Source organism: Falsiruegeria sp. JB4-1 (assembly GCF_055693495.1).
On sequence record NZ_JBVFTZ010000001.1, the window covers coordinates 3,481,529 to 3,502,869 of the forward strand.

A 21,341-nucleotide genomic window follows, 5' to 3' on the forward strand; every position below is an offset into this window, starting at 1 on the left:
CCACATCGTTTATCAAATGCTGATTGATAGTGTTTCAGTATTTTCACCGCACACAGAACAGTCCGCGGAATGGTTTTCCCGGTTAACCTTCAAAAAGAACGGAAAACACTGTCACGCGGGCGACGTTTGCAATGCCGGACCGACTGCGGCACACCCAATGGCAAATGAATGGAGACAAAGCTATGAGCGGCTATCTGACAACACATGTCCTGGACACGGCCAAGGGCTGCCCCGCGGCCGGATTGAAGATTACCCTATTCCGTATAGACGGGGACACACGGAAAGAACTTGTCGAGATGGTAACCAACGATGACGGCCGCACAGACAGCCCGATCCTTCCCTCAGAGACGTTTGAGACCGGGGTTTATGAACTGATCTTTCATGCAGGCGACTACCTGCGCGCCAGCGGCCAAGCGACAGAAGAACCCTTGTTCTTGGACCAAGTTCCGATCCGCTTTGGCATGTCAGACGAAGATGCGCACTATCACGTGCCTCTGTTGCTTTCGCCGTTCGGGTTCTCGACCTACCGCGGCAGCTGATGCCCAAAGCAGGGTGCGCTCCCGCCCGTCGTCAATTTTTCTGGCGAAAAACCTCCTCCCGTCGGGCCGGGCCTCGCTGCGCTCGGTGGGTGGTGACTGTGATTAAAACGATGCCCCCACCGTGACCGCGCCGAGCCGCAGGCGAGGCGCCCGGCCCAACGGAGCAAGGGCCCGTCAGGGCATGATGCGAGGGCGGGAGTGCCCGCGATCGCTTAACCCACTTTGGCCTCTGCGGATCGCACGGCTTTGCCAACACGTTCGGTCATGAAGTCCATGAACAGGCGCGTCTTGGGGTCTTGGTGGCGGCGGTGCGTGTAAAGGCAGGCCATCTGCACCGGAGTAGGCGGCGTGTCCTCTCCAACGCGGATCAGACGGCCCGACACGAGGTGATCGGCCACTTCGAACACCGGCTTCATCGCAATCCCCTCGCTCGCCAAAGCCCAATCGGTCAACACGTCTCCGTCATCACATTCGTATCGCCCCGACACCGCAAACCGCTTGGGTCCCTCGGACGTTTCCAGCAGCCACTGGAATTCAGTGGCCCCCGGAAACCGAAGGTTCAGACACTCATGCCCGTCCGACAACAGGTCCTCGCCCGACGTCGGATGACCACGCCGCTTTACATAATCAGGCGAAGCAACCAGAACCCTTTGGCAATCAGCAATCTTGCGGATGCGCAGGTTGCTGTCCTCAGGTTGGCCCAGGAAGAAGGCCAGATCCAGCCCTTCGGTCGTCAAGTCCACCGTTCGGTCGGTCAAGCGCAAGCGCACATCGATCTCAGGATATCCTTGCAGAAACTCGGGAACTTCGGGCGCCAACAGCCTTCGTCCCACTCCCAAAGGCGCGGCCACAAACAGCGAACCGCGCGGATTGTCGGTCAGGTTCATCACTGTCGCCTCTGCGGCTTCGACGCTGTCAAGCACCGTCACAGCCCCCGAATAGAATGCCTTGCCATGTTCTGTCGGGGTCAAATTGCGGGTGGTGCGCTGGAACAGCCGGACATTCAGATGATCTTCCAATTGCGAGATGCGCGCGGATGTCACCGCAGGCGAAATGCGCAGGTCGCGCCCTGCGGCAGACATGCTGCCCAGTTCATAGACCCGGACGAACGTGCGAATGTTGTCGAGATAGGACATTTTCTCAGATTTTTTGATACAGCTTGATACTATATGGGAATACCGAACAAACGCCGCTTTGCCTAGTCTGCTTGAAAAAGACCGGAGTGACCCTTCATGTATGATTTTGCCGCCTTCTGGGATTGGGCCGCCTTTGCCGTGCGATGGCTGCACGTAATCACCGCAATGGCCTGGATTGGATCGTCGTTTTACTTCATCGCGCTTGATCTGGGCCTTCGCAAGGCACCTGACTTGCCACCCGGAGCCCACGGCGAAGAATGGCAGGTGCATGGCGGTGGTTTTTACCACATCCGCAAATACCTCGTAGCACCGGCCGAGATGCCCGACCACCTGACGTGGTTTAAATGGGAAAGCTATACGACTTGGCTCAGCGGCGCAGCGCTGTTGATGATCGTCTATTGGGTTGGCGGTGAGCTGTATCTGATCGACACCAACAAGGCTGATTTGGCCCTGTGGCAAGGCATCGCGATCTCGGCGGCCTCGTTGACCATCGGGTGGTTGATCTATGATTTCCTTTGCAAATCTGGCCTAGGCGAACGCCCCACCCTGCTTATGGTACTGCTGTTCGGACTACTGGTGGTCATGGGTTGGGGATATAACCAGATCTTCACCGGCCGCGCGATGATGCTGCACCTGGGAGCCTTCACGGCGACCATAATGACCGCCAACGTGTTCTTCATCATCATGCCGAACCAGCGCATCGTGGTGGACGACTTGAAAAATGGCCGTACGCCAGACCCGAAATACGGCAAGATTGCCAAGCTGCGTTCGACCCACAACAACTATCTGACGCTGCCCGTCGTGTTCCTGATGCTCAGCAACCACTACCCGCTGGCCTTCGCGACCGAATACAATTGGATCATCGCAAGCTTGGTGTTCCTGATGGGAGTTACGATTCGTCACTATTTCAACTCGCACCACGCCCGAACCGGTAATCCGACATGGACCTGGATGGTCACGGCGCTGCTGTTTCTCGCCATCATCTGGCTGTCCACGGCGCCGATGCACGAACCTGTGGAAGAGGCCGAAGCCAAACCCCTGACCCGGCACGAAGAAAAATTCGTTTCCGCCGATGGGTTTGAGGATGCCCATGATATTGTTCTGGGCCGGTGTTCCATGTGTCACGCACGCGAACCTGTTTGGGAGGGTATTTTGTGGGCACCGAAGGGAGTTTTGCTGGAAACTCAGGCGGATATCGCCCGCAACGCTCAGGCGATATACCTTCAGGCCGGGATCACGCATGCAATGCCGCTTAGCCAACATCACATTCATGGAAGACGACGACCGCCGTACGATTGTCGAATGGTTCCGTAGCGTCAACTAATTTTCTGTTTCTGCCGACATAGGTGGCTATTACACAAAACCACAACCTATAGAGGCTACAAAGACTAAAAACCCCCTCCAAACCCAGCATCTTGTGTGTTATTCGGTTCTTTGAAGGCAAATCGCATCGAGCTACGGTTTGCCGGTGCGAGTTCGGGCAGTCTGGAGCCATGGGGATGAAAACAACGGGCCGTTTTGGCGCCGCGTTGCGCGGAGTGACACTTGCTTGGGCGCTAAGCCTGCCTACGGCTTCGTTAGCCTTGGGAACGTCGCTTTCCGCGCCTGGAACGTCCGAAGATTTGCAAGAACGGCTGACAATGAGTTCGCTCGCCCTGTCGGCTGAAAAACACGGGCTTACCGAACCTCTAGAGATTCTGTCTGCCGCATTGTCGGATTATAGAACCCTGGTGCAGGTTCTCTATGACGAGGGTTATTTCAGCCCGGTTGTCAGCATCAAGCTGGATGGGCGCGAAGCGGGTAACATCGATCCCCTTCGCATTCCCAGTCAGATCAACAACGTTCAGATCACAGTTCAGGCTGGACAGAAGTTCAAATTCGGCAAGGCGGCTATTTCACCGACAACAGCGGAAACAGAGTTGCCCGACGGCTATGCCCCCGGACAGACTGCGACAACCGGTGCGATCCGTGATGCTGCCTCTGCAGGTATCGTGGGCTGGCGTGATGCGGGGCACGCCAAGGCCAAGGTAGGTGATCAGAGAATTACTGCTCGTCACCGCGATGCGCAGCTCGATTCCGACATTGAATTGTTGCCCGGACCTAAATTGCGATTTGGCAAGATGAGCGTTTCCGGCCCAACGGACGTGCGCACCGAAGCCATTCGACGGATCGCCGGATTTCCCAGCGGCGAAGTCTACAGCCCCGCTAACGTGCAGAAAGTTGGAACACGACTGCGTCGGACTGGAACGTTCAATTCCGTGACGATAAGGGAACGGGAACAGCCGAATCCTGATGGCACATTGGATTTTGACGCGACATTCGAGGATTTGCCCAAACGTCGCCTGACGTTCGGTGTCGAAGTGTCCTCCAGCAACGGGCTTGATCTGACCGGCACCTGGATGCACCGAAACGTGTTCAACAACGCCAACCGGTTCCGGTTCGAAGCCAACATTCGAAACATAGGTGGCACCGAGGACATAGACGGGCGTATCGGCTTTCGCTTGGACCAGCCGGACAAGCTGGGCCCTGACGATAGCGTATTCTACATCGGCAATCTGGAGCGCCGGAACCGGACCCACTACAATGTCACCAGTGCTCAATTGGGTGTGGGTGCAAGGCGCACTTTCTCAGACGAGCTTTATGCCGAGGCCTGGCTTGGCTTCAACTATGCCTCCTCCGACGATGCTTTTGGCAACGATCGCAGGTTCCGCTACCTTATCGTGCCGATACGCTCGGAGTGGGACAAGCGTGATAACAAGGTCAGCGCGACAAAAGGATTCTACCTGGATACGCGACTTACCCCCTATGTCGGCTTGAGCGGAACTGAAACTGGCGCACGTTTGTTTATCGATAGCCGTGGATATTGGGACGTAACCTCGGACGGCGGCATCGTTCTGGCAGGCCGTTTGCAACTTGGCTCGGTCGTCGGATCATCACAGGCTGGAACGTCGCCAGAATTGCTTTTCTTCTCGGGTGGTGCAGGTACAGTTCGTGGTCAACCCTATGAATCTTTGGGTATTCCGGTTGGTACTGGTATTGCTGGTGGTCGGTCGTTCCTTGGCTTTTCGGCAGAAATCCGTGGACGGGTCACCGAGAGTTCTATCCTTGGTCGGCTTTTATGACATTGGTCTAATTGATGCCTCGTCTTTTGTAACATCTTCGTCAGCACGCCACGCTGGTGCTGGATTGGGCGTACGATATGATCTGGGTGGATTTGGCCCTCTTCGTGTCGACCTCGCTCTTCCAGTCGAAGGTCCAACGGGTGATGGGCTACAGTTTTACATCGGTATCGGGCAGGCATTCTGATGACGCGTTTTTCTACAGGACTTATTGCCGCCACGACATGTATTGCTCTGACCTGCTCTGGTCCCGCTTGGACGCAAGAGGACGACGAAGAAGGCGGCATCCTGGTCGATTTTCTTGAAGACACCCTGTCCGGCGAAGGCCGCCAAATAAAGGTCCGAGGTATCGAAGGCGCGCTGAGCGCCAAGGCCACCATTGAGCAGATCATCGTTTCGGATGACACAGGCCCCTGGTTAACGATCAATGACGCAGTGTTGGACTGGAACCGTCTTGCCTTGATCCGTGGACGGTTTTCTGTAAACGAGTTGACGGCCCGCGAAATCCTTATTGATCGCGCGCCTGAGCCAACGACGCAGGCTGAGCCGCTTCCGGATGCTGGCACGCAACCCTTTCAACTCCCCGAATTGCCTGTCTCAATCGAGGTCGGCGAAATCCGGATCGATACCTTGGGTCTGGGGGAGCCACTGATCGGGTTGGCCGCCGAACTCAAGGTTCAGGGTGCCTTGTCTCTCGCCGACGGCACATTGGCCTCCGACTTGGCCATCACACGTTTGGACCGACCGGGTGACGCCATCAAACTCGAGGCCGGATTCCAAAACGAGACCAGTCAAATCTCTTTGGATCTGCAGGTCATCGAAGACGCAGGCGGGTTGATTTCCACAGCTTTGCAAATGCCCGGGCAGCCGCCATTGTTGCTGACCGCCCAAGGCGAAGGTCCGTTGACCGATTTCACCGCCGACATTTCGCTGGCGAGTGAAGATACCGAACGTGTTGCCGGTCAAGTTCGACTGCGCGGCGTTCCCTTTCAAAGTGACGAAACTCAAAACAGCATTGCTTTCACGGCCGATCTGGGCGGTGACATCACGCCATTCCTGGAAGAGGAATTTGATGCGTTCTTTGGGCTGGATACCCGTCTGAAAGTTGACGGCATCAGTGATCCCGACGGGCATCTCGCCATTTCTCAGCTCGAAGTTACCTCGGACGCTCTGAACCTCAAAGGCGAACTGGATATGGCTTCGGGGGGCGTTGACCAAAGTTGCGCTGCAAGGCCGTGTTTCGCCACCCAATGGTGACAGGGTTGTGCTGCCTGTCGCTGACCCGCGCATCACGTTGGAAGCTGCGCAGTTTTCGGTGCTGTTGGACAAGGCATTGGGCAACCACTGGGACCTGAGCCTGACCATAGACGAACTAGAAACAGCCGATATCCGCGTCGATACGGCAGATCTCACCGGTCAGGGCACCCTCGATCAGGGGGAAACGCTGTCGCTTGAAGGGGACGTTCAGGCGTTGCTGGACGGGCTGGCATTTTCAGACCCGGCCCTGAACGAAGCAGTGGGAAGCAGGATAACGCTGGACGGACTGTTTGACCTGATCGACGCAGGGAACCTGAATCTGACTGATGTTGTCATCAAAGGATCCGACTATTCCGCCAAGGCCAACGCCGAAATCAGCGGCTTGCAAAGTGGCTTTGAAGTTGACGGAACCGTCAGTGTTGAGGCATCGGATCTCTCTCGTTTCTCGGGCCTCGCCCAACAGGACTTAACCGGGACGGTCAAGGCTGATTTGACCGGGACGGGCGCGCCTTTGGGCGGCAGTTTCGATTTCAAGCTTGACGTAGTTGGCGATGGCCTCAGCACCGGCATGTCCGAGATCGACCCTATCATCGCCGGGCGCACAAACATTTTCCTGGACGCAGTTCGCGACCAAAAGGGACTGGAAGTGCGCAAAGTGACCGTGAACGGTCAAACCTTGAATGCCGAGGCCGCCGCGACACTGACCGGATCACAAGGAACCTTTGCCGTAGATGGCAATGCCACGTTTTCTGCCAGCGATCTGTCGGTGTTTTCAGGTCTTGCGGGACGGCAATTGGCGGGCTCGATGCAGGCCAATGTTGTCGGCAAAGGCGACATGAAAAACCAACATTTTGATGTGAAACTGGATGCCTCAGCGCAGGATCTGAAAAGCGGGATGCCCGAAATTGATCCGCTGATCACGGGCCGCACGACCATTTTGGTTGATGCGAAACATGACGATCAGGGCCTCGATTTGCGTCAGTTCTCGTTAGACGGAAAAGCCCTGACCGCCAAAGCCGTGGCTAAACTGACCGGAATTGACGAGGGCAACTATGCCGTGGATGGGAATGCCACAGTTAACGCCCCTGACCTGTCCCTCTTTTCCGCCCTCGCGGGCCAAGACCTGACCGGACGGTTGCAGGCAAAGGTTGCTGGTAACGGTGACCTTGCAAGCCGTCACTTCGACATCCAGCTGGACGCGGATGCAAGCGGCGTGACCAGCGGCATTCCGCAAGTCGATGCTCTGATTGAAGGGCGCACGGTGCTCAAACTGGACGCCGCCAATGCGGCTGAAGGTTTAAACATCAGGACATTTAACCTCAATGGCGCCGCGCTCAACGCAAACGCCAGCGGCAACTTGCAAGAACCTAGCGGCTCGATCACGTTCGACGCAGCCCTGGATGAACTTAAGCGGGTAATACCCTCTTTGTCCGGACCTCTGACAATGGCAGGGGATGTGAAACCAACCGGAAACGGCCTTAAAGGCAAGGTCGAGGTCAAGGGACCCCAATCATCCACTGTGGCTCTGGATGGCGAGGTTGAAACTGACGGAAACGCCGACCTGAACTTTGACGCTAACCTGGCTCAGCTGGAGAGAGATCGTGCCTGAATTGGTTGGCGCGCTGACCGCCAAAGGCAACGCCAAACGCAACAATGGCGTCTGGCAGATTGACGCCGATGCCAAGGGTCCGGCCGGATTGACCAGTGCTATCGCGGGCAGCTTTGACGAGGCATCCGGCGAGGCAGATGTCACGGCCAAGGGTACGATTGGCCTGAGTATTGCCAATCTTTTCATCACCCCTAATTCGATCGACGGCAGCGCAACCTATGATCTAGCCCTGAAGGGCACCCCAAGCGTCGAGGCGGTCAGCGGTACGATCACGGCTTCTGGCACGACTGTTGCCATACCCACTGCAGGACAAACCCTTACCGACATCGGTGGGCGTGTGACCTTGTCAAACGGTAGCGCGAATATAGGCATCACAGGTGGCATGCGCGCTGGTGGATCTTTCCAGGTTAGCGGACCCGTTGAACTGGCGCCTCCTTTCAACGGGCGCATCGCTTTGAATCTGAATGAGTTGGTGCTTACGGATAACGTGTTCTTTGAAACCTCGGCCAACGGGCAGATCGTCATGTCCGGCCCCTTGGCGGGCAACAGTGCCATCGCAGGTCAAATCGTTTTTGGCGAAACCAATATCAATCTGTCTGCCGCATCCGGTGCTGTCGGAGCCGCGCCGATACCTGAAATTCGACACGTCGGCGAATCCGGGGCACAATTCACAACTCGCAAACGAGCCCAATTAGTTAAAGCAGACAGCAAAAGCGCCGGGCCGGTCATATCTCTGGATGTCAGCCTGCTGGCACCCAACAAGGTCTTTGCGCGCGGGCGTGGTCTGCAAGCCGAGCTTGGAGGCCGCATTCACGTTGGCGGAACTACTGCCGCAATTGCCCCGTCGGGACAAATAGAACTGATCCGCGGGAATTTCGATATTCTGGGGCGTCGTCTGAAGCTCACCAAGGGCATCGTCACATTACAAGGTAATCTGACCCCTTACCTCGAATTTGCCTCGACTGCCACAACGTCCGACGGAACAGCTACATTGGAAATCTCTGGCCCTCTTGACGGCCCCGAGATCAAGGTCACTTCGGACCCTGAACGCCCCAGCGAAGAGGCTTTGGCCATGCTTCTCTTTGGCAATCAATTCTCGGAGCTTTCCCCGTTCGTAATTGCCCAGATGGCTGCCTCTCTGGCCCAACTTAGCGGCGCTGGCGGCGACTCTACCAAGGGTGTGCGTGATGCAACCGGCGTGGACACCGTTGATATCGGAGCTGACGAGGGAGGTGCAGGCGAAGTTGGTGTGGGTACCTATTTGACGGATGGTCTGTACACGGACTTTACCGTCAACACCAAAGGCGAGACCGAATTGAACCTGAACCTCGATGTCACTGAAAGCTTTACAGTGAAAGGCACTGTGGACAACCAAGGCGAAACCTCTGTCGGCGTCTTTTTTGAGCGTGATTACTGAGGCGTGAATGACACGCGGTTGACGGCAGCTGTATGACATGCAGTGATCCCGACCTGACCAGTTGGGAGGCCGCCTCATGACATTCACCACTCGCCCCGAGATTGCCGGAACATTTGGCGTTGCCACTTCAACCCATTGGATCGCGTCAGCCGTTGGTATGCGGTTGTTGGAACGCGGCGGGAATGCATTCGATGCGGCGGCGGGGATGGGGTTTGTCCTGCATGTGGTTGAACCTCACCTGAACGGCCCTTTGGGTGACATGCCGATGCTAATCAAACCGACGGGCCACGCCGAGCCGACCATGGTCTGCGGTCAGGGGGTTGCTCCCGCTGGTGCGACGATCGCCCACTATAAGGATCAGGGGCTGGAATTGATCCCGGGTTCTGGATTGCTGGCAACAGTTGTTCCGGGTGCCTTTGACGCATGGATGATCACGCTGCGTGACCATGGCTCCCTCCCCCTACGCGACATCTTGGAGCTTAGCCATTCATTACGCGCGGTCAGGTCACCCGCTATTGCCTCGCGTAGCGAACACGATTGCTAGTTTGGCAGAGTTTTTTGCGCAGGAATGGCCAACATCTTTTCAAACTTGGGTCCCCGGTGGTGCCGTTCCAAATGCAGGCGAATTGTTCTGCAACCCGCAGCTGTCCGACACCTGGGAGCGACTGCTTTCCGAGGCCGAAGTTGTATCCGGCCGCGAAGCACAGATCGAGACCGCACGCCGTGCCTTTTCGACAGGGTTTATTGCCGAGGCCATTGACGAATATTTGCAGGATGCCTGCGTCATGGATGCCAGTGGCAGACGGAACAAGGGCGTTCTCACCGGACAGGATATGGCCGATTGGCAAGCAAGCTATGAGACGCCGCTGCAAGTGAATTACCACGGCTGGACTGTTTGGAAAGGTGGTCCTTGGACCCAAGGTCCGACCCTGCTTCAATCACTCAAGATCCTTGAGGAGGCGCCACTTGCCGGAATGGATCTGAATGGGTCTGAGTTTGTCCATCTGGTGACCGAAACCATGAAACTCTCTTTTGCTGACCGCGAAACGTACTTTGGTGATCCCGATTTCACGGAGATCCCAATGGCTCAGCTTTTATCCGAAAGCTACACCGCTGAACGCCGAGGATTGTTATCGCCATCCGCGTCGACAGAGCAGCGTCCAGGTCGTCTTCCGGGGCATACTGCCTGGGTTGAAGCTGCCCTCTCGCATGCCGGATTGTCATACGAACCCGGTCATGCCATCGGTGCGGGTGAACCGACGATGTCCCATCTGACTGAAAAACGCGGGGACACGGTACATCTGGATGTCATCGATCGTTGGGGAAATATGGTGTCGGCAACGCCGTCCGGTGGATGGCTGCAGTCATCGCCAGTGGTTCCGGGACTTGGGATGCCGCTGAATTCACGGGCGCAGATGTTCTGGCTTGAGGATGGTTTGCCGACCTCGATTGCACCGGGGCGACGACCACGTACGACACTGTCTCCGTCGATGGCACGTGCACCTGACGGAACAGAACTGGCATTTGGTACCCCGGGTGGCGATCAACAGGACCAATGGCAACTGATTTATCTGTTGCGGTTGGTACATGGGAGCATGAACCTGCAAGAGGCAATCGACGCCCCCCTGTTCCACACCGCCCATTTCCAAAGCTCGTTCTACCCACGCGAAGTGCGTCCGGGGCACTTGATGGTGGAACCCTCATTTTCTTCCAACGTAATTTCTGACTTGCGCGCCAAAGGACACATGATCGAAGTGGCAGATCCCTGGACTGTTGGACGATTGACCGCCGCCAGCCGATCAAACAGCGGCTTGTTACGGGCCGCGGCCACACCTCGCCTGATGCAAGCTTACGCGGTCGGGAGATGAAATCGAAATTGCGGCGCAGCCCGTCATGCATGGTCCAACGGGATGAGATGTTCCGCCGGGAAAACTGACGGCGGGCGGGAGCATCCCGCTACCCTTCTCGCAATTTTTATTAAGTGGTGCGCTGCTGCTTGTTCGCCTTGGCGCTGGCATAAATTTGATCAATTATCTCTTGTACCTGTCGCGACAATGTAAGCGGTACAACGTTCTTATTGTCAGATTGGCAAGCCTTCGCAAAAGCATCGACCTGCAACTCGTACTGCCGGGCTGAGGTAAATCGAAACGTTTCTTGTCTGGAATTTGTCTCATCATATAGCACCACTTCGGCAGCGCCGTATTCACCTGCATTGAACGGAGCCCTTACGTCGATCCAACCTGACTCACCCATGAACCGCATGGATTGATGCAGCGCCATCTGCGTGGACACGTGAAAGTTCAGGTTGAACTCCTCGAACGCCACAACAGCCTGAGCGTATATGTCCGTTTCAAACTCTGGTGAATATTCGACCTGGGCCTGCACTCCAATCGGCTTTGCCCCTGTAGTCATCAAGGTCGTGACAATTGGGTAGACACCGATGTCAGGCAGCGCCCCGCCGCCCGCGGCAAGCTGATTACGGGTGTTGGTCGGGTCCGTACTGTAAAAGGAAAACCCGCCGGTTACGTGCCGCAGCTTTCCAATTTTACCGTCCCAGATAAGGTCACGTACCTTGTGCCATTGAGGATGATACCAGACCATAAAGGCTTCAGAGACCAATACGTTGTTATCCCGGGATGCCGCTTCTATCCGATCGATATCGTCTGCTTTCATCGCCATCGGTTTTTCGCAAAGCACGTGCTTGCCCGCTTTGGCCGCCCGTATTGCCCACTCGGTGTGATGAGACGTAGGCAACGGAATATAAACCCCATCGACTTCTGGATCGTTCAGGACCGCCTCATAGGAATCATACCAACGCAGTGCTCCAAACCGTTGCGCAAGGATTTGCGCCAACCCGGAATCACGGCTTGAAACAGCCTGTAGAATCGAAGTCTCGGAGCGCACGATCGCAGGCAAAACATGCTCGCGCGCAATTTTGGCAGAAGACAGAACTCCCCAACGAAACAGACGTTGCATGGCTCATTCTTCCTTATAAAAATGTGCGGCTCCGGTCAGCGCAGCCAGATCATCGGTAATAACGTGGATTGGAACTTGCGACAGATGATCCGAGAAGTACCCTTCGGATTGAAATGCCGCCTTGAACTCCAAAATCGCTCCAGAGTTCAACAAACCCCGCGCAGCACTGCCTGCAAAATGGATACCCCCGAAGGGCAAATACTGAAATACAAGTTCACGGGCAAACAACCCCAATGCCCGGGCCAACGCCGCCACGGACATCTCAACGCCTTCGCACACGCCGCTGTCATAAGCCGAAATCAGTTCCGCAGGGGACATGTTCTGACCGGTCAACGCCTTGTGAAAGCGGGTCATGCCTCGGCCAGAGAACAACGCCTCGTTGGACGAGAATTCAGTTGGCTCGCGCCCAAAATCCTCGCGCAAGGAGGAAACGACACTCGCAGGCAGACTGGCATGTCCCAGTTCCGCTTCGAAAACGACCCCGCCCCGCAGCATGCACACGTTGAAGCCGGTTCCCATACCAGCAACCAGACTCTGCGCGTTGAAGGGTCCAGATACTCCGGGCAAAATCGTTTTCTGTTGCTCCGATGTCAGTCGAGGCAGTGCATAGCCGAGTGCCACTAGGTCATTTGTCAGTTTGACTTTCGGTTTACCCGGCAACGCTGCGCTGATCCTGTCGCAATCAAAAAGCCAATCGCGATTGGTCAACCTTGCCTGGTTGGACGTAACAGGACCAGCGACAGCTATGCAGCACCCCTCCAGATCCAAACTGGTTTTATCGGCAACATACAGGTCCAAAATTGCATCGAATGAAGCGTGTGCATCGTTTTCGAAACGGTTGAGCTGTGAAACCGCCCCGCCTTCGAACAAGCCGATGCGAGAGTTGGTCCCACCGATATCCGCGACAAGTAGCGTCATCATTCGTTCCTTACGCGGCTTCGCCTGATCCCGGCTGTTTGCCCAAGATGATCATACCCAGCAAGTCATCATCAGTGACGTCATCCACATCAACGGTTCCGACCAGCTTGCCATTTTTCATCACGCTCGCCCGGTCGCAAAGTTCCATCACGTCGTGGATGTCGTGGCTGATAAGGAAAATTCCGATGCCTTCAGCCTTTAACTGCTGAATCAACTCGGACACCATTTGCGTTTCATGCGGTCCAAGTGCGGCCGTCGGCTCGTCCATGATCAGGATGCGGGCATCGAAATAAACGGCTCGGGCAATCGCCACCGACTGACGTTGCCCACCCGACAGGGCCGAAACGGGCTCTGCGAACTTTTTGAAGTTCGGGTTGAGCCGCCCCATGATCTTGCGGCACTCGGATTCCATCGCATCGTCATCGACCAAGCCAAACCCAGTTACCAATTCCCGTCCCAGGAACAGGTTACTGGCCGCATCCAGATTGTCGGCCAACGCCAGCGTCTGATAGATCGTCTCGATCTTGTGCGAGCGCGCGTCGCGGGGGTTGTTGATCTCGACTTTCTGGCCGTTGATCAGGATCTCGCCACTATCGCCTTGGTACGCGCCGGACAGGATTTTGATCAGGGTCGACTTGCCTGCGCCATTGTGGCCCAAAAGGCCCACAACCTCACCCGGATACAGATCGACGCTGACATGATCGACGGCGTGAACGCCCCCAAAAGAGATACAGATATCGCGCATTTCGACCAGCGGGGTCTGGTCGCGGTTGATGTCGGATTTGGCCATCAGCTCTCTCCCGTCTTTTTGCGATAGATGATGTCGATCAGGACCGCCAGCACCAGAACTGCGCCCACGACGATGTTCTGCAGCGGCGCATCAACGCCCACCATGGCCATGCCCGATTGTAGTGACTGCATGATCAGAGCGCCCAAGATGGCCCCGTGAATCGTCCCCAATCCACCTGCTAAGGCCGTGCCGCCGATAACTGCCGCAGCGATCACGCGCAGCTCATCCAGCGTACCAATATCATTGGAGTGGTTGGTCAGACGAGCCGAAGCCACCACAGCCGAAATCGCACAAAGCGCCCCCATCAAGGCAAAAATCTTGACGGTCAGCCAGCGGGTATTGATCCCAGAAAGCTCTGCCGCATCCGGGTTACCGCCAGTGGCAAAGATGTAACGGCCCAATCGGGTGCGTTTGGCTAGGATCGTCATCGCCACCGCAATGAAAATCAGCAGCAGTACCGAGATCGGGATGCCATAGGATTGCGTGAACCCTTCGGGCATGACTTCGCCACGGGCTTCGAACATGCGCTGTAGTTTGCGGGTCGGCACCTCATAAGCATTCAGCACCGCGACAAATCCAAGGATGGCAGCTGCGATGATGCCTGCAAGCACACCTTCGGCCCACATCGGTTTGACTGTGAAGCCGTGTTTAACCTTGTTGCGACGGCTCATCCACAGTCCATAAAGCGCCCCGGCCACGGCCAGCAGCCCAAGGATCCAGGATCCGGTTGCGCCGAGCGTTCCATTGATACCACCAAACTTTTGAAACGTCGGGTCCAGCGGGCCAATGGTTTTGCCACTGGTCAAATACCACCCCACATTGCGCCAGACCAAAAGTCCACCAAGGGTCACAATGAACGCAGGAATGGTCAGGTAGCCCACCATCCAGCCTTGAAAAGCTCCGATCAGCGTGCCGATCAACAGACCGACACCAATCGTTATCCACGGTGTCAACGGGTGACCCAGACCGAGCCCCAGTGCGTTGGGCAACAACTGCGTCTGCGTCATAGCCATCACCGCCGAACAAGTCGCCAGCAGGGCACCCACACTCAGATCGATGTGGCGGGTGACGATAACAAACACCATTCCGGTTGCCATGATTGCAACAGATACGGTCTGGATCGTTAGGTTGAAGATGTTTCGCGGTGTCAGGAACCGCCCGCCGGTGACCAAGTCAAACCCAATGCACAGCACAGCAAATGCGCCAATCATACCCAAGAGCCGCAAATCCAGCTCGAGCGTTTGCACGATGTTTTTCTTGGGGGTGCCGGGGACAGATCCGCCTCAGAATGGGTCATTGGATGTCCTGCAGATTTTGGTGCCTCCCCCGGATTTGAAACCGGGGCAAGGCTGTTTCTATTGTCGTCGGCTTAGTTACATGGCGTTGGACCAGCGGTCACACCTTGGCACAGTGCTTCTTGAGTGATCCACTGGGCGTCAACAACGTCAGACAGGTTCTCTTTGGTTACTGGCAGCGGGCTCAGGAACATGGCGCTCATCTTGGTGCCACCGGGCGAGGTCCAGTCATCTGCACCACCAATGGCATTCATCTTCACACCATCCGCCAGCGAAACAGCGATGCTTGCCGCAGCCTTGCCCAGATCACGGGCGTCTTTCCAGACGGATACAGTCTGTGTGCCCTTGGCCACGCGGTTCAGCGCAGCATGGTCGCCATCCTGACCGGAGACAGGGATACCTTCCATGCCTTGTGCGGTCAAAGCAGCCACAACACCGCCAGCGGTGCCATCATTCGAGGCCACAACCGCATCCACACCATTGTCCTGCGCAGTCAGGATCTGTTCCATATTGCGCTGCGCGTTGGCAGGCAGCCAGCCATCTGTATAGGCTTCGGCGACGATGGTGATGTCACCGTTGTCGATGGCATCCTGCAGCACCTCTTGCTGACCACCGCGCAGGAAGTCCGCGTTCGGATCGGTGGGCGAGCCTTTGATCATGACATAGCGGCCCTTGGGCATTGCTTCGAGCACAGCACGCGCCTGCATGCGGCCCACTTCGACATTGTCAAAGGTCAGATAAAACGCGCGAGGGTCTTCGATCAGCCGATCGTAACCGACTACGGGAATACCTTCATCAGCGGCGGCCTGTACAGCAGGACCAATGGCCTGAGCGTCCTGAGCAAGGATGATCAGTGCATCAGCACCCTGCGCAATCAGGCTTTCAACGTCAGAAAGTTGTTTGGCCGACGAACTTTGCGCGTCTGCCGAAATATATTTTGCGCCTTTGGCTTCCAGTTCCGCCTTGATCGCTCCCTCGTCTGTCTTCCAACGCTCTTCCTGGAAATTCGACCAGCTCACACCAATGACGATTTCATCGGCCCAAGCTGCTGTACTGAGAAATGCGCCGACGATTACGGCCGTCGCAGATGCGAAGAATTTCATGATGTCCTCCCAAACAAATTCGGCCTTGCGCTGTTTAGATCGTCAAGCACGGCCTCTCAGAACATCGTGATGCATTTTAATTTGAAAATCAAATTAATTCGAATACTCTGGGCAAAATCTTGTTCAACTGGCAGGCTCAAAGTCAGGAAATCGACAATGCAATATTTATGACATTGTCCGCAAACACCGGAAAGCGGCAATTAAATGGCTGTTTTACAAAGAGAATATGGTCGACGGAGACTGATGGCCGAAATACGGAAATCAGGTCGCATCCCACGGATTGAACTGGCCGAAAAGACGGGCATTAGCCGGGCGACCGTGACCACGATCACTGCTGAATTGCTTCAACATGGCCTGATTGAAGAGGCTGTACGCCACGAGGACGGCCCAGATTCTCGACGTGGTCGCCCTAGGGTCGACCTTAAGATTCGCGGATCAGCACGGCTGATTGTCGGTGTCAAAGTCTCTCATCTGAAACTGTCATTGGTATTGCTGGATTTTGAAGGCACGCAACTGGAGTGCTTCGAACAGGATCTTGATCAAAGCGTACACGCACCTGATCTGCTGGCGCAGAAAGTGAAACAGGCGGTGGGTGAACTTGCACGGAAATCCGGGCACAAATTGGATGACATATCCGGTGTCGGTGTCGGTATTGCAGGTGTCGTCGAAGCACTTAACGGATTTGTCTATTGGTCTCCTTCGCTGGATGAACGGAACGTAGAGTTTGGCAAACTGCTCAGCGATCAATTGGGGGTGCCGACATTCGTGGACAATGACGCCAACCTGGTCGCCTTTGCCGAGCACGTTTTTGGCCTGGCCCGCGCGAAGTCGGATTTTCTGGTTGTGACCATCGAAAGTGGCGTAGGGCTCGGGCTTATGATCGACGGAGAACTGTATCGAGGAACGCGAGGGTGCGGGGCTGAATTCGGCCATACCAAAGTTCATCTCAACGGCGCATTGTGCCGATGTGGCCAGCGCGGTTGTTTAGAAGCCTATGTTGCAGACTATGCGCTTTTACGCGACGCCACTCTGACCACCCAGGCCGACACCAGTGGAGATCCCGTGCAAAGGTTGGAAGCCCTGTTGGCTGCGGCTCGCACGGGGGACCCCACCGCCCGCAGCGTGGTTGATCGGGCCGGTCAGTATTTCGCAATGGGATTGGCAAACTTGGCCAATATTTTCGATCCTGAGCTCATTATTTTGGCCGGTGAACAGATGCAGTTCGACCACCTTTATGCAGACGCGGTTATTGACGCGATGCAACAATCCATCGTCCGGGTGGACCGTAAGCCCCCCGAGGTTGTCGTGCATAAATGGGGCGACCTGATGTGGGCCAAAGGTGGTGCCGCCTATGCGCTGGATCGTGTGTCTGATTTAGCGCTTGAGGATTTGAACGAAAATGCGGATTGAGGCACTTGCACTTGGCTTGTTAGCAGTTCCAGCATCAGCCGAAGTAGAATTCGCGCCCATCGAAATTCCGGAGCACGTCTATTCTGGTGGCTGGGAGCATTTCGTCGGCGGCGGATTGGCCAGTTTCGACTGTGACGGAGATACCCTGCCCGAGCTCTATGCGGCTGGTGGAGAAGCAGACGCCCAGTTGCTGCGAAATACCTCGACTGTTGGTGGTGACGTAAATTTCTCGGTCGACACTCCTGACAGTCTGGCTTTGACGGGCGTTATCGGAGCTTACCCGCTGGATATAGATGCGGATGGGCACATGGATCTTGTCATCTTGCGGGTTGGTGAAAACAAGATCCTGAAGGGCGGGCCGAATTGCGCGTTTTCACCCTTTGAAACCCTAGGATTTGCAAGCGACGATCGATGGACAACTGCTTTTTCGGCCACATGGGAGGTTGGGCAGGTACTGCCAACGCTTGCATTTGGCAACTACGTTGACCGGAACGATCCCGACGGTCCTTTTCGTGCTTGTGATACAAACCAGCTCTATCGGGCACACGGAACCTCCTATGCCGAGCCCATTGAATTGAAGCCTGGATACTGTCCCCTTTCGATGCTGTTCAGTGATTGGAGCAGAAACGGCAAACAAGACCTTCGCATCAGCAACGATCGCCACTACTACGTTGACGGTGGCGCTGAGCAGTTGTGGGAGCTGACACCGGATCTCCGATTGTTTGATAGCGGCGACGGCTGGCAGGATCACAAGTTGTGGGGGATGGGTATCGCCGCACGCGATCTGGACCGAGATGGGCAGCAAGAAGTATTTCTGACCTCAATGGGCGACCAAAGGTTACAGCGGCTTATCGGTCCCGGCCCCCGGTTTGACGATGTGCCTTATAACCTAGGCACCACGGCGCACCGCCCCTATAGCGGCGGCGATGGACGCCCTTCTACCGGATGGCATGTCGCATTTGGCGACGTCCAGAACGACGGGTTGGATGACATTTTCATCTCCAAAGGCAACGTTGAACAAATGCCCGACAGCGCTTTGGACGACCCCAATAACCTTTTGTTGCAGTCCGTGGATGGCAGCTTTTCAGAGGCCGGATTGCAGGCAGGGTTAGCCAGCTTGCATCGTGGCCGAGGCGCAGTTCTGACGGATTTCAACCTGGACGGAAAATTGGACGTCGCAGTTGTGAACCGCCGTGCTCCTCTGGAAGTTTGGCAAAATGTAACGGGTTCAACCGGAAACTGGATCGCATTGACCCTTGAACAAACTGGCCCGAACCGGAATGCGGTTGGCGGCTGGATCGAGGTTTCGACCCGGAATGACGGCGACGAATGGATATTGCGCGAGATCACGCGCGGTGGCGGCCATGCAGGCGACAGTGTCGGATATCATCATTTTGGGCTTAGTGACGCGCAGGACGTATTTGTGCGCGTGACTTGGCCAGATGGATTTGTATCCGAGATGACAAAAGTGCCGTCCAACCAGTATCTAAAACTTGTTCGACGCCCCAAAGGACTGCATGTATCGACGTCTCACTAATGCTCCACCTCAAGCCCACTGGGTACACGAGCAGGAATGCCCAGACGGCCCGCCAAGGCTGTTTCGTCGGTCAATGCACCAAGAAACGCTAAAAGGTCGTCAATCTGCTGATCTGTAAGCTCGGAAGTGTTCAAGCGGTTGGCTGATGCGATGACCTGAACTTCATCTGTGTTTCCCATCAACACGAAGTCGGTCTCGAAAGAACCGCCTGGCAAAACGGTCTGCTCCGCAACAAAGGTTCTCAGGCTTTCGATGGGGCTCAGGTGGTGGCGCACAACGTCTCTAAGCGAAGCGTATGCTCCAGAGTGGCCATAGGGGGCCGTAAACTCGACGTTGCGTAAGGAAGGCGTTCGAAACGCAAAGGCGTCTGCTGTTTCCCCTGTCACTCTCATCCGGCCAACGTCGCGGTTATGTCGTTCAAATCGTGCGGCCTTGCCCGGACCGACCTGAGGCATGGCAATGGCGTGGAACCCATGATCGGTTTGAAAACGACCCGAGTGGCAGGTTGAGCATCCTGCTTCACCATAGAAAAGGTCCATACCGCGAGATTGAGCCGCAGACAAAGTAGACGTGCCGCGAAGAAAACGGTCGAACGGGCTGTCATCTGCTCGCCATTCAAAAGCTATGAACGCGGCGATCATGTTTGAAATGTCAGTGAAAGCGATTGAGCGAGTTCCGATCACGTTGTCGAACCTGGCACGGTACTCCGGAATTGCTTCGATCCGCATGGACAAGATGTCCCAAGCACCACCGGGACCAGTTATGAAGCCTTGCCGCACGGCCTGTGCCACATCGTTCTCAGAATAGTGGCCAGCCATTTCATCGCCTGACAGAACCGGGAACATGGTCTGTGCGCTCAATACTGAAGCAAAGCCCATTTCCATCTCGGCACCCAGCGGCGTTCGGATGCCAGAGGGGCGCATCGTGTCCACTTCTAGCCGTCCGTCGTGAAAAAAGGAGGTGAACTCACTTGCCCCCAGATTGAACAAAGCCGACGAATTGCGTGGTATCCGCTGTTCAGGAAGATTGTCCGGGTCTGGTCGCCGTTCGGGGCCAAGCCCGATGCCTCCGTCACCGATGCCTAAGGACACACCATCTGACGTGGCGAAACGTGGATGATGGCAAGTTGCGCAAGACACGGACCGATTGCCGCTGAGCACTGGGTCAAAAAACAGTAGATGCCCCAGCTCTACTTCGTCCATGTTGACCGGTGGGAAAGTCGGTTCAGCACGTGGCAGTTCCTCAGCAAATGCGGCTGAGCCCACACACAGAGCGAGGAAGAAACGGAAAATCATATTTCATCCTCACGGATCGTAACGCTCAACCGTTGCCGATATGGGCGTTCGGGCGTCGCGATGGTTGTGGGGAAAGCCTGCGTATTAACCGCATTGGGATAGCCCTGTGGTTCAAGACAATAACCGGAAAACGGAATATGAGACTGTCCCTCAAGCGGCGTGTTGAAACGCTCGAGGAATTGACCAGTATAAAGCTGCAGGCAGGGTTGGTCAGTTTCCAACTCCAACGTCAACTGCCCACTCCTAGCAACGACCTGCGTTCCATCCAGTACGAAGTTCATGTCCAAACCGCCGGTCTCCTGAATAGCTTTTGAAAGCCACCGGGGCTTGGAAAAGTCAAACACCTTGCCGTGCACTGTAGCAATGTGGCCCAATGGTATCATCCTGTCGTCAACAGGCGTAATCCCCCGAGCCGGAATGTGCAGGGTGCTGTCCCCTTGCCCCAGTGCATAATAAGAATGCTGCGCCAGATTGACAGGTGTTGGCCGATCGCTGATCGCCTGCATGTCGTAGGTCAAACAGTGTCCCGACAATGAGACCGTAACCGTCAATTCCAATCGCCCCGGATAACCTTGGTCCCCGTGCTTGGACGTTAGGCGAAGTTGAACCGCACGATTGCCGTCCGCTTCCATCGTCCAGTTTTGACTATGCAGCCCTTCGCTCCCACCATGCAGGTGGTTGGGTGCTTCGTTTGCTGGCAGTTCGTATCGTGTGCCATCCCATTCGAACCCTGTGCCCGAAACCCGGTTCGCCAGTCGCCCGACGATCGCGCCCAGAAAACACGGGTTGTGCAGGTATTCCTGCGGATGTTCATACCCCAGTACCACGGGGACCCGGGTTCCATTCACGGGGACGCGCCAATCCTGGGTTATGCAGCCAAGCGACAGAATGGCGACAGATACGTCGCCGTCACTCAGAACATGCCGCCGGATCTCCACGC

Annotated in this window: 16 protein-coding genes and 2 pseudogenes; 10 read left to right on the forward strand and 8 right to left on the reverse strand. The window is 56.0% G+C overall.

Annotated elements, in window-relative coordinates:
- Nucleotides 1-182 precede the first annotated feature (182 nt).
- Entirely contained in the window at nt 183-539 is a 357-nt protein-coding gene (uraH, locus tag ACZ1HE_RS17835; protein WP_472622946.1) for a hydroxyisourate hydrolase, read from the forward strand.
- A gap of 212 nt (nt 540-751) precedes the next feature.
- Here the strand turns inward: uraH and ACZ1HE_RS17840 are convergent, their stop codons facing one another.
- Nucleotides 752-1,675, reverse strand: a complete 924-nt coding sequence (locus ACZ1HE_RS17840; protein WP_472622948.1) for a LysR family transcriptional regulator — start codon at nt 1,673-1,675, stop codon at nt 752-754.
- A 96-nt stretch (nt 1,676-1,771) separates the two neighbouring features.
- On the opposite strand from ACZ1HE_RS17840, the pseudogene ACZ1HE_RS17845 reads away from it, so the two are divergent.
- The 7 genes and pseudogenes from ACZ1HE_RS17845 (at nt 1,772) to ACZ1HE_RS17875 (ending at nt 10,945) form a co-directional block, all read left to right on the forward strand.
- Nucleotides 1,772-2,999, forward strand: a pseudogene (locus ACZ1HE_RS17845) (urate hydroxylase PuuD).
- 796 nt (nt 3,000-3,795) lie between these two features.
- Nucleotides 3,796-4,981: pseudogene (locus tag ACZ1HE_RS17850) on the forward strand (autotransporter assembly complex protein TamA).
- On the forward strand, nt 4,981-6,051 hold the full coding sequence (locus tag ACZ1HE_RS17855) for an AsmA family protein (protein WP_472622950.1): 1,071 nt from the start codon (nt 4,981-4,983) through the stop codon (nt 6,049-6,051). The pseudogene ACZ1HE_RS17850 and the gene ACZ1HE_RS17855 overlap by 1 nt, the downstream one beginning before the upstream one ends.
- Nucleotides 6,005-7,660 carry a translocation/assembly module TamB domain-containing protein gene (locus tag ACZ1HE_RS17860; RefSeq protein WP_472622952.1) on the forward strand — a complete coding sequence of 552 codons (1,656 nt, stop codon included), beginning with the start codon at nt 6,005-6,007 and terminating at the stop codon, nt 7,658-7,660. The genes ACZ1HE_RS17855 and ACZ1HE_RS17860 overlap by 47 nt, the downstream gene beginning before the upstream one ends.
- On the forward strand, nt 7,653-9,077 hold the full coding sequence (locus ACZ1HE_RS17865) for a translocation/assembly module TamB domain-containing protein (RefSeq protein WP_472622954.1): 1,425 nt from the start codon (nt 7,653-7,655) through the stop codon (nt 9,075-9,077). Before ACZ1HE_RS17860 ends, ACZ1HE_RS17865 begins: the two co-directional genes overlap by 8 nt.
- 76 nt (nt 9,078-9,153) lie before the next feature.
- Nucleotides 9,154-9,621 (forward strand): gamma-glutamyltransferase, encoded by a 468-nt coding sequence (locus ACZ1HE_RS17870; protein ID WP_472622956.1) that lies wholly within the window; start codon nt 9,154-9,156, stop codon nt 9,619-9,621.
- Complete coding sequence (locus tag ACZ1HE_RS17875; RefSeq protein WP_472622958.1) at nt 9,524-10,945, forward strand: gamma-glutamyltransferase family protein; 1,422 nt, start codon at nt 9,524-9,526, stop codon at nt 10,943-10,945. The genes ACZ1HE_RS17870 and ACZ1HE_RS17875 overlap by 98 nt, the downstream gene beginning before the upstream one ends.
- 109 nt (nt 10,946-11,054) lie before the next feature.
- On the opposite strand, the gene ACZ1HE_RS17880 is transcribed toward ACZ1HE_RS17875, so the two are convergent.
- The 5 genes from ACZ1HE_RS17880 to xylF form a co-directional block, all read right to left on the reverse strand.
- On the reverse strand, nt 11,055-12,053 hold the full coding sequence (locus ACZ1HE_RS17880; RefSeq protein ID WP_472622960.1) for a Gfo/Idh/MocA family protein: 999 nt from the start codon (nt 12,051-12,053) through the stop codon (nt 11,055-11,057).
- Between the two features lie 3 nt (nt 12,054-12,056).
- Nucleotides 12,057-12,971, reverse strand: a complete 915-nt coding sequence (locus ACZ1HE_RS17885; RefSeq protein ID WP_472622962.1) for a glucokinase — start codon at nt 12,969-12,971, stop codon at nt 12,057-12,059.
- Nucleotides 12,972-12,981: 10 nt separating this feature from the next.
- Entirely contained in the window at nt 12,982-13,761 is a 780-nt protein-coding gene (locus ACZ1HE_RS17890) for an ATP-binding cassette domain-containing protein (RefSeq protein WP_472622964.1), read from the reverse strand.
- Nucleotides 13,761-14,972, reverse strand: a complete 1,212-nt coding sequence (locus ACZ1HE_RS17895; RefSeq protein WP_472624539.1) for a sugar ABC transporter permease — start codon at nt 14,970-14,972, stop codon at nt 13,761-13,763. Before ACZ1HE_RS17895 ends, ACZ1HE_RS17890 begins: the two co-directional genes overlap by 1 nt.
- Nucleotides 14,973-15,130: 158 nt before the next feature.
- Nucleotides 15,131-16,159 (reverse strand): D-xylose ABC transporter substrate-binding protein, encoded by a 1,029-nt coding sequence (gene xylF / locus ACZ1HE_RS17900; RefSeq protein ID WP_472622966.1) that lies wholly within the window; start codon nt 16,157-16,159, stop codon nt 15,131-15,133.
- Nucleotides 16,160-16,402: 243 nt separating this feature from the next.
- Between xylF and ACZ1HE_RS17905 the strand changes: the two genes are divergently transcribed.
- Together ACZ1HE_RS17905 and ACZ1HE_RS17910 are read left to right on the forward strand one after the other, a co-directional pair.
- A complete protein-coding gene (locus tag ACZ1HE_RS17905) occupies nt 16,403-17,569 on the forward strand; it encodes an ROK family protein (RefSeq protein WP_472622968.1) in 1,167 nt (388 codons plus the stop codon).
- Nucleotides 17,559-19,106, forward strand: a complete 1,548-nt coding sequence (locus ACZ1HE_RS17910) for a CRTAC1 family protein (RefSeq protein WP_472622970.1) — start codon at nt 17,559-17,561, stop codon at nt 19,104-19,106. The genes ACZ1HE_RS17905 and ACZ1HE_RS17910 overlap by 11 nt, the downstream gene beginning before the upstream one ends.
- Here ACZ1HE_RS17910 and ACZ1HE_RS17915 read toward each other — a convergent pair.
- Together ACZ1HE_RS17915 and ACZ1HE_RS17920 are read right to left on the reverse strand one after the other, a co-directional pair.
- On the reverse strand, nt 19,103-20,401 hold the full coding sequence (locus tag ACZ1HE_RS17915) for a cytochrome-c peroxidase (RefSeq protein ID WP_472622972.1): 1,299 nt from the start codon (nt 20,399-20,401) through the stop codon (nt 19,103-19,105). The two genes, ACZ1HE_RS17910 and ACZ1HE_RS17915, sit on opposite strands and share 4 nt — an antisense overlap.
- On the reverse strand, nt 20,398-21,339 hold the full coding sequence (locus tag ACZ1HE_RS17920; RefSeq protein WP_472622974.1) for an aldose epimerase family protein: 942 nt from the start codon (nt 21,337-21,339) through the stop codon (nt 20,398-20,400). Before ACZ1HE_RS17920 ends, ACZ1HE_RS17915 begins: the two co-directional genes overlap by 4 nt.
- Nucleotides 21,340-21,341 lie beyond the last annotated feature (2 nt).

Bases quoted from the DNA above. Each gene is read 5' to 3' on its own strand.
- uraH (WP_472622946.1), top strand. From the start codon at position 183: ATGAGCGGCTATCTGACAACACATGTCCTGGACACGGCCAAGGGCTGC.
- ACZ1HE_RS17840 (WP_472622948.1), bottom strand. From the start codon at position 1,675: ATGTCCTATCTCGACAACATTCGCACGTTCGTCCGGGTCTATGAACTG.
- ACZ1HE_RS17855 (WP_472622950.1), top strand. From the start codon at position 4,981: ATGACGCGTTTTTCTACAGGACTTATTGCCGCCACGACATGTATTGCT.
- ACZ1HE_RS17870 (WP_472622956.1), top strand. From the start codon at position 9,154: ATGACATTCACCACTCGCCCCGAGATTGCCGGAACATTTGGCGTTGCC.
- ACZ1HE_RS17875 (WP_472622958.1), top strand. From the start codon at position 9,524: ATGGCTCCCTCCCCCTACGCGACATCTTGGAGCTTAGCCATTCATTAC.
- ACZ1HE_RS17880 (WP_472622960.1), bottom strand. From the start codon at position 12,053: ATGCAACGTCTGTTTCGTTGGGGAGTTCTGTCTTCTGCCAAAATTGCG.
- ACZ1HE_RS17885 (WP_472622962.1), bottom strand. From the start codon at position 12,971: ATGACGCTACTTGTCGCGGATATCGGTGGGACCAACTCTCGCATCGGC.
- ACZ1HE_RS17890 (WP_472622964.1), bottom strand. From the start codon at position 13,761: ATGGCCAAATCCGACATCAACCGCGACCAGACCCCGCTGGTCGAAATG.
- ACZ1HE_RS17895 (WP_472624539.1), bottom strand. From the start codon at position 14,972: ATGATTGGCGCATTTGCTGTGCTGTGCATTGGGTTTGACTTGGTCACC.
- xylF (WP_472622966.1), bottom strand. From the start codon at position 16,159: ATGAAATTCTTCGCATCTGCGACGGCCGTAATCGTCGGCGCATTTCTC.
- ACZ1HE_RS17905 (WP_472622968.1), top strand. From the start codon at position 16,403: ATGGCCGAAATACGGAAATCAGGTCGCATCCCACGGATTGAACTGGCC.
- ACZ1HE_RS17910 (WP_472622970.1), top strand. From the start codon at position 17,559: ATGCGGATTGAGGCACTTGCACTTGGCTTGTTAGCAGTTCCAGCATCA.
- ACZ1HE_RS17915 (WP_472622972.1), bottom strand. From the start codon at position 20,401: ATGATTTTCCGTTTCTTCCTCGCTCTGTGTGTGGGCTCAGCCGCATTT.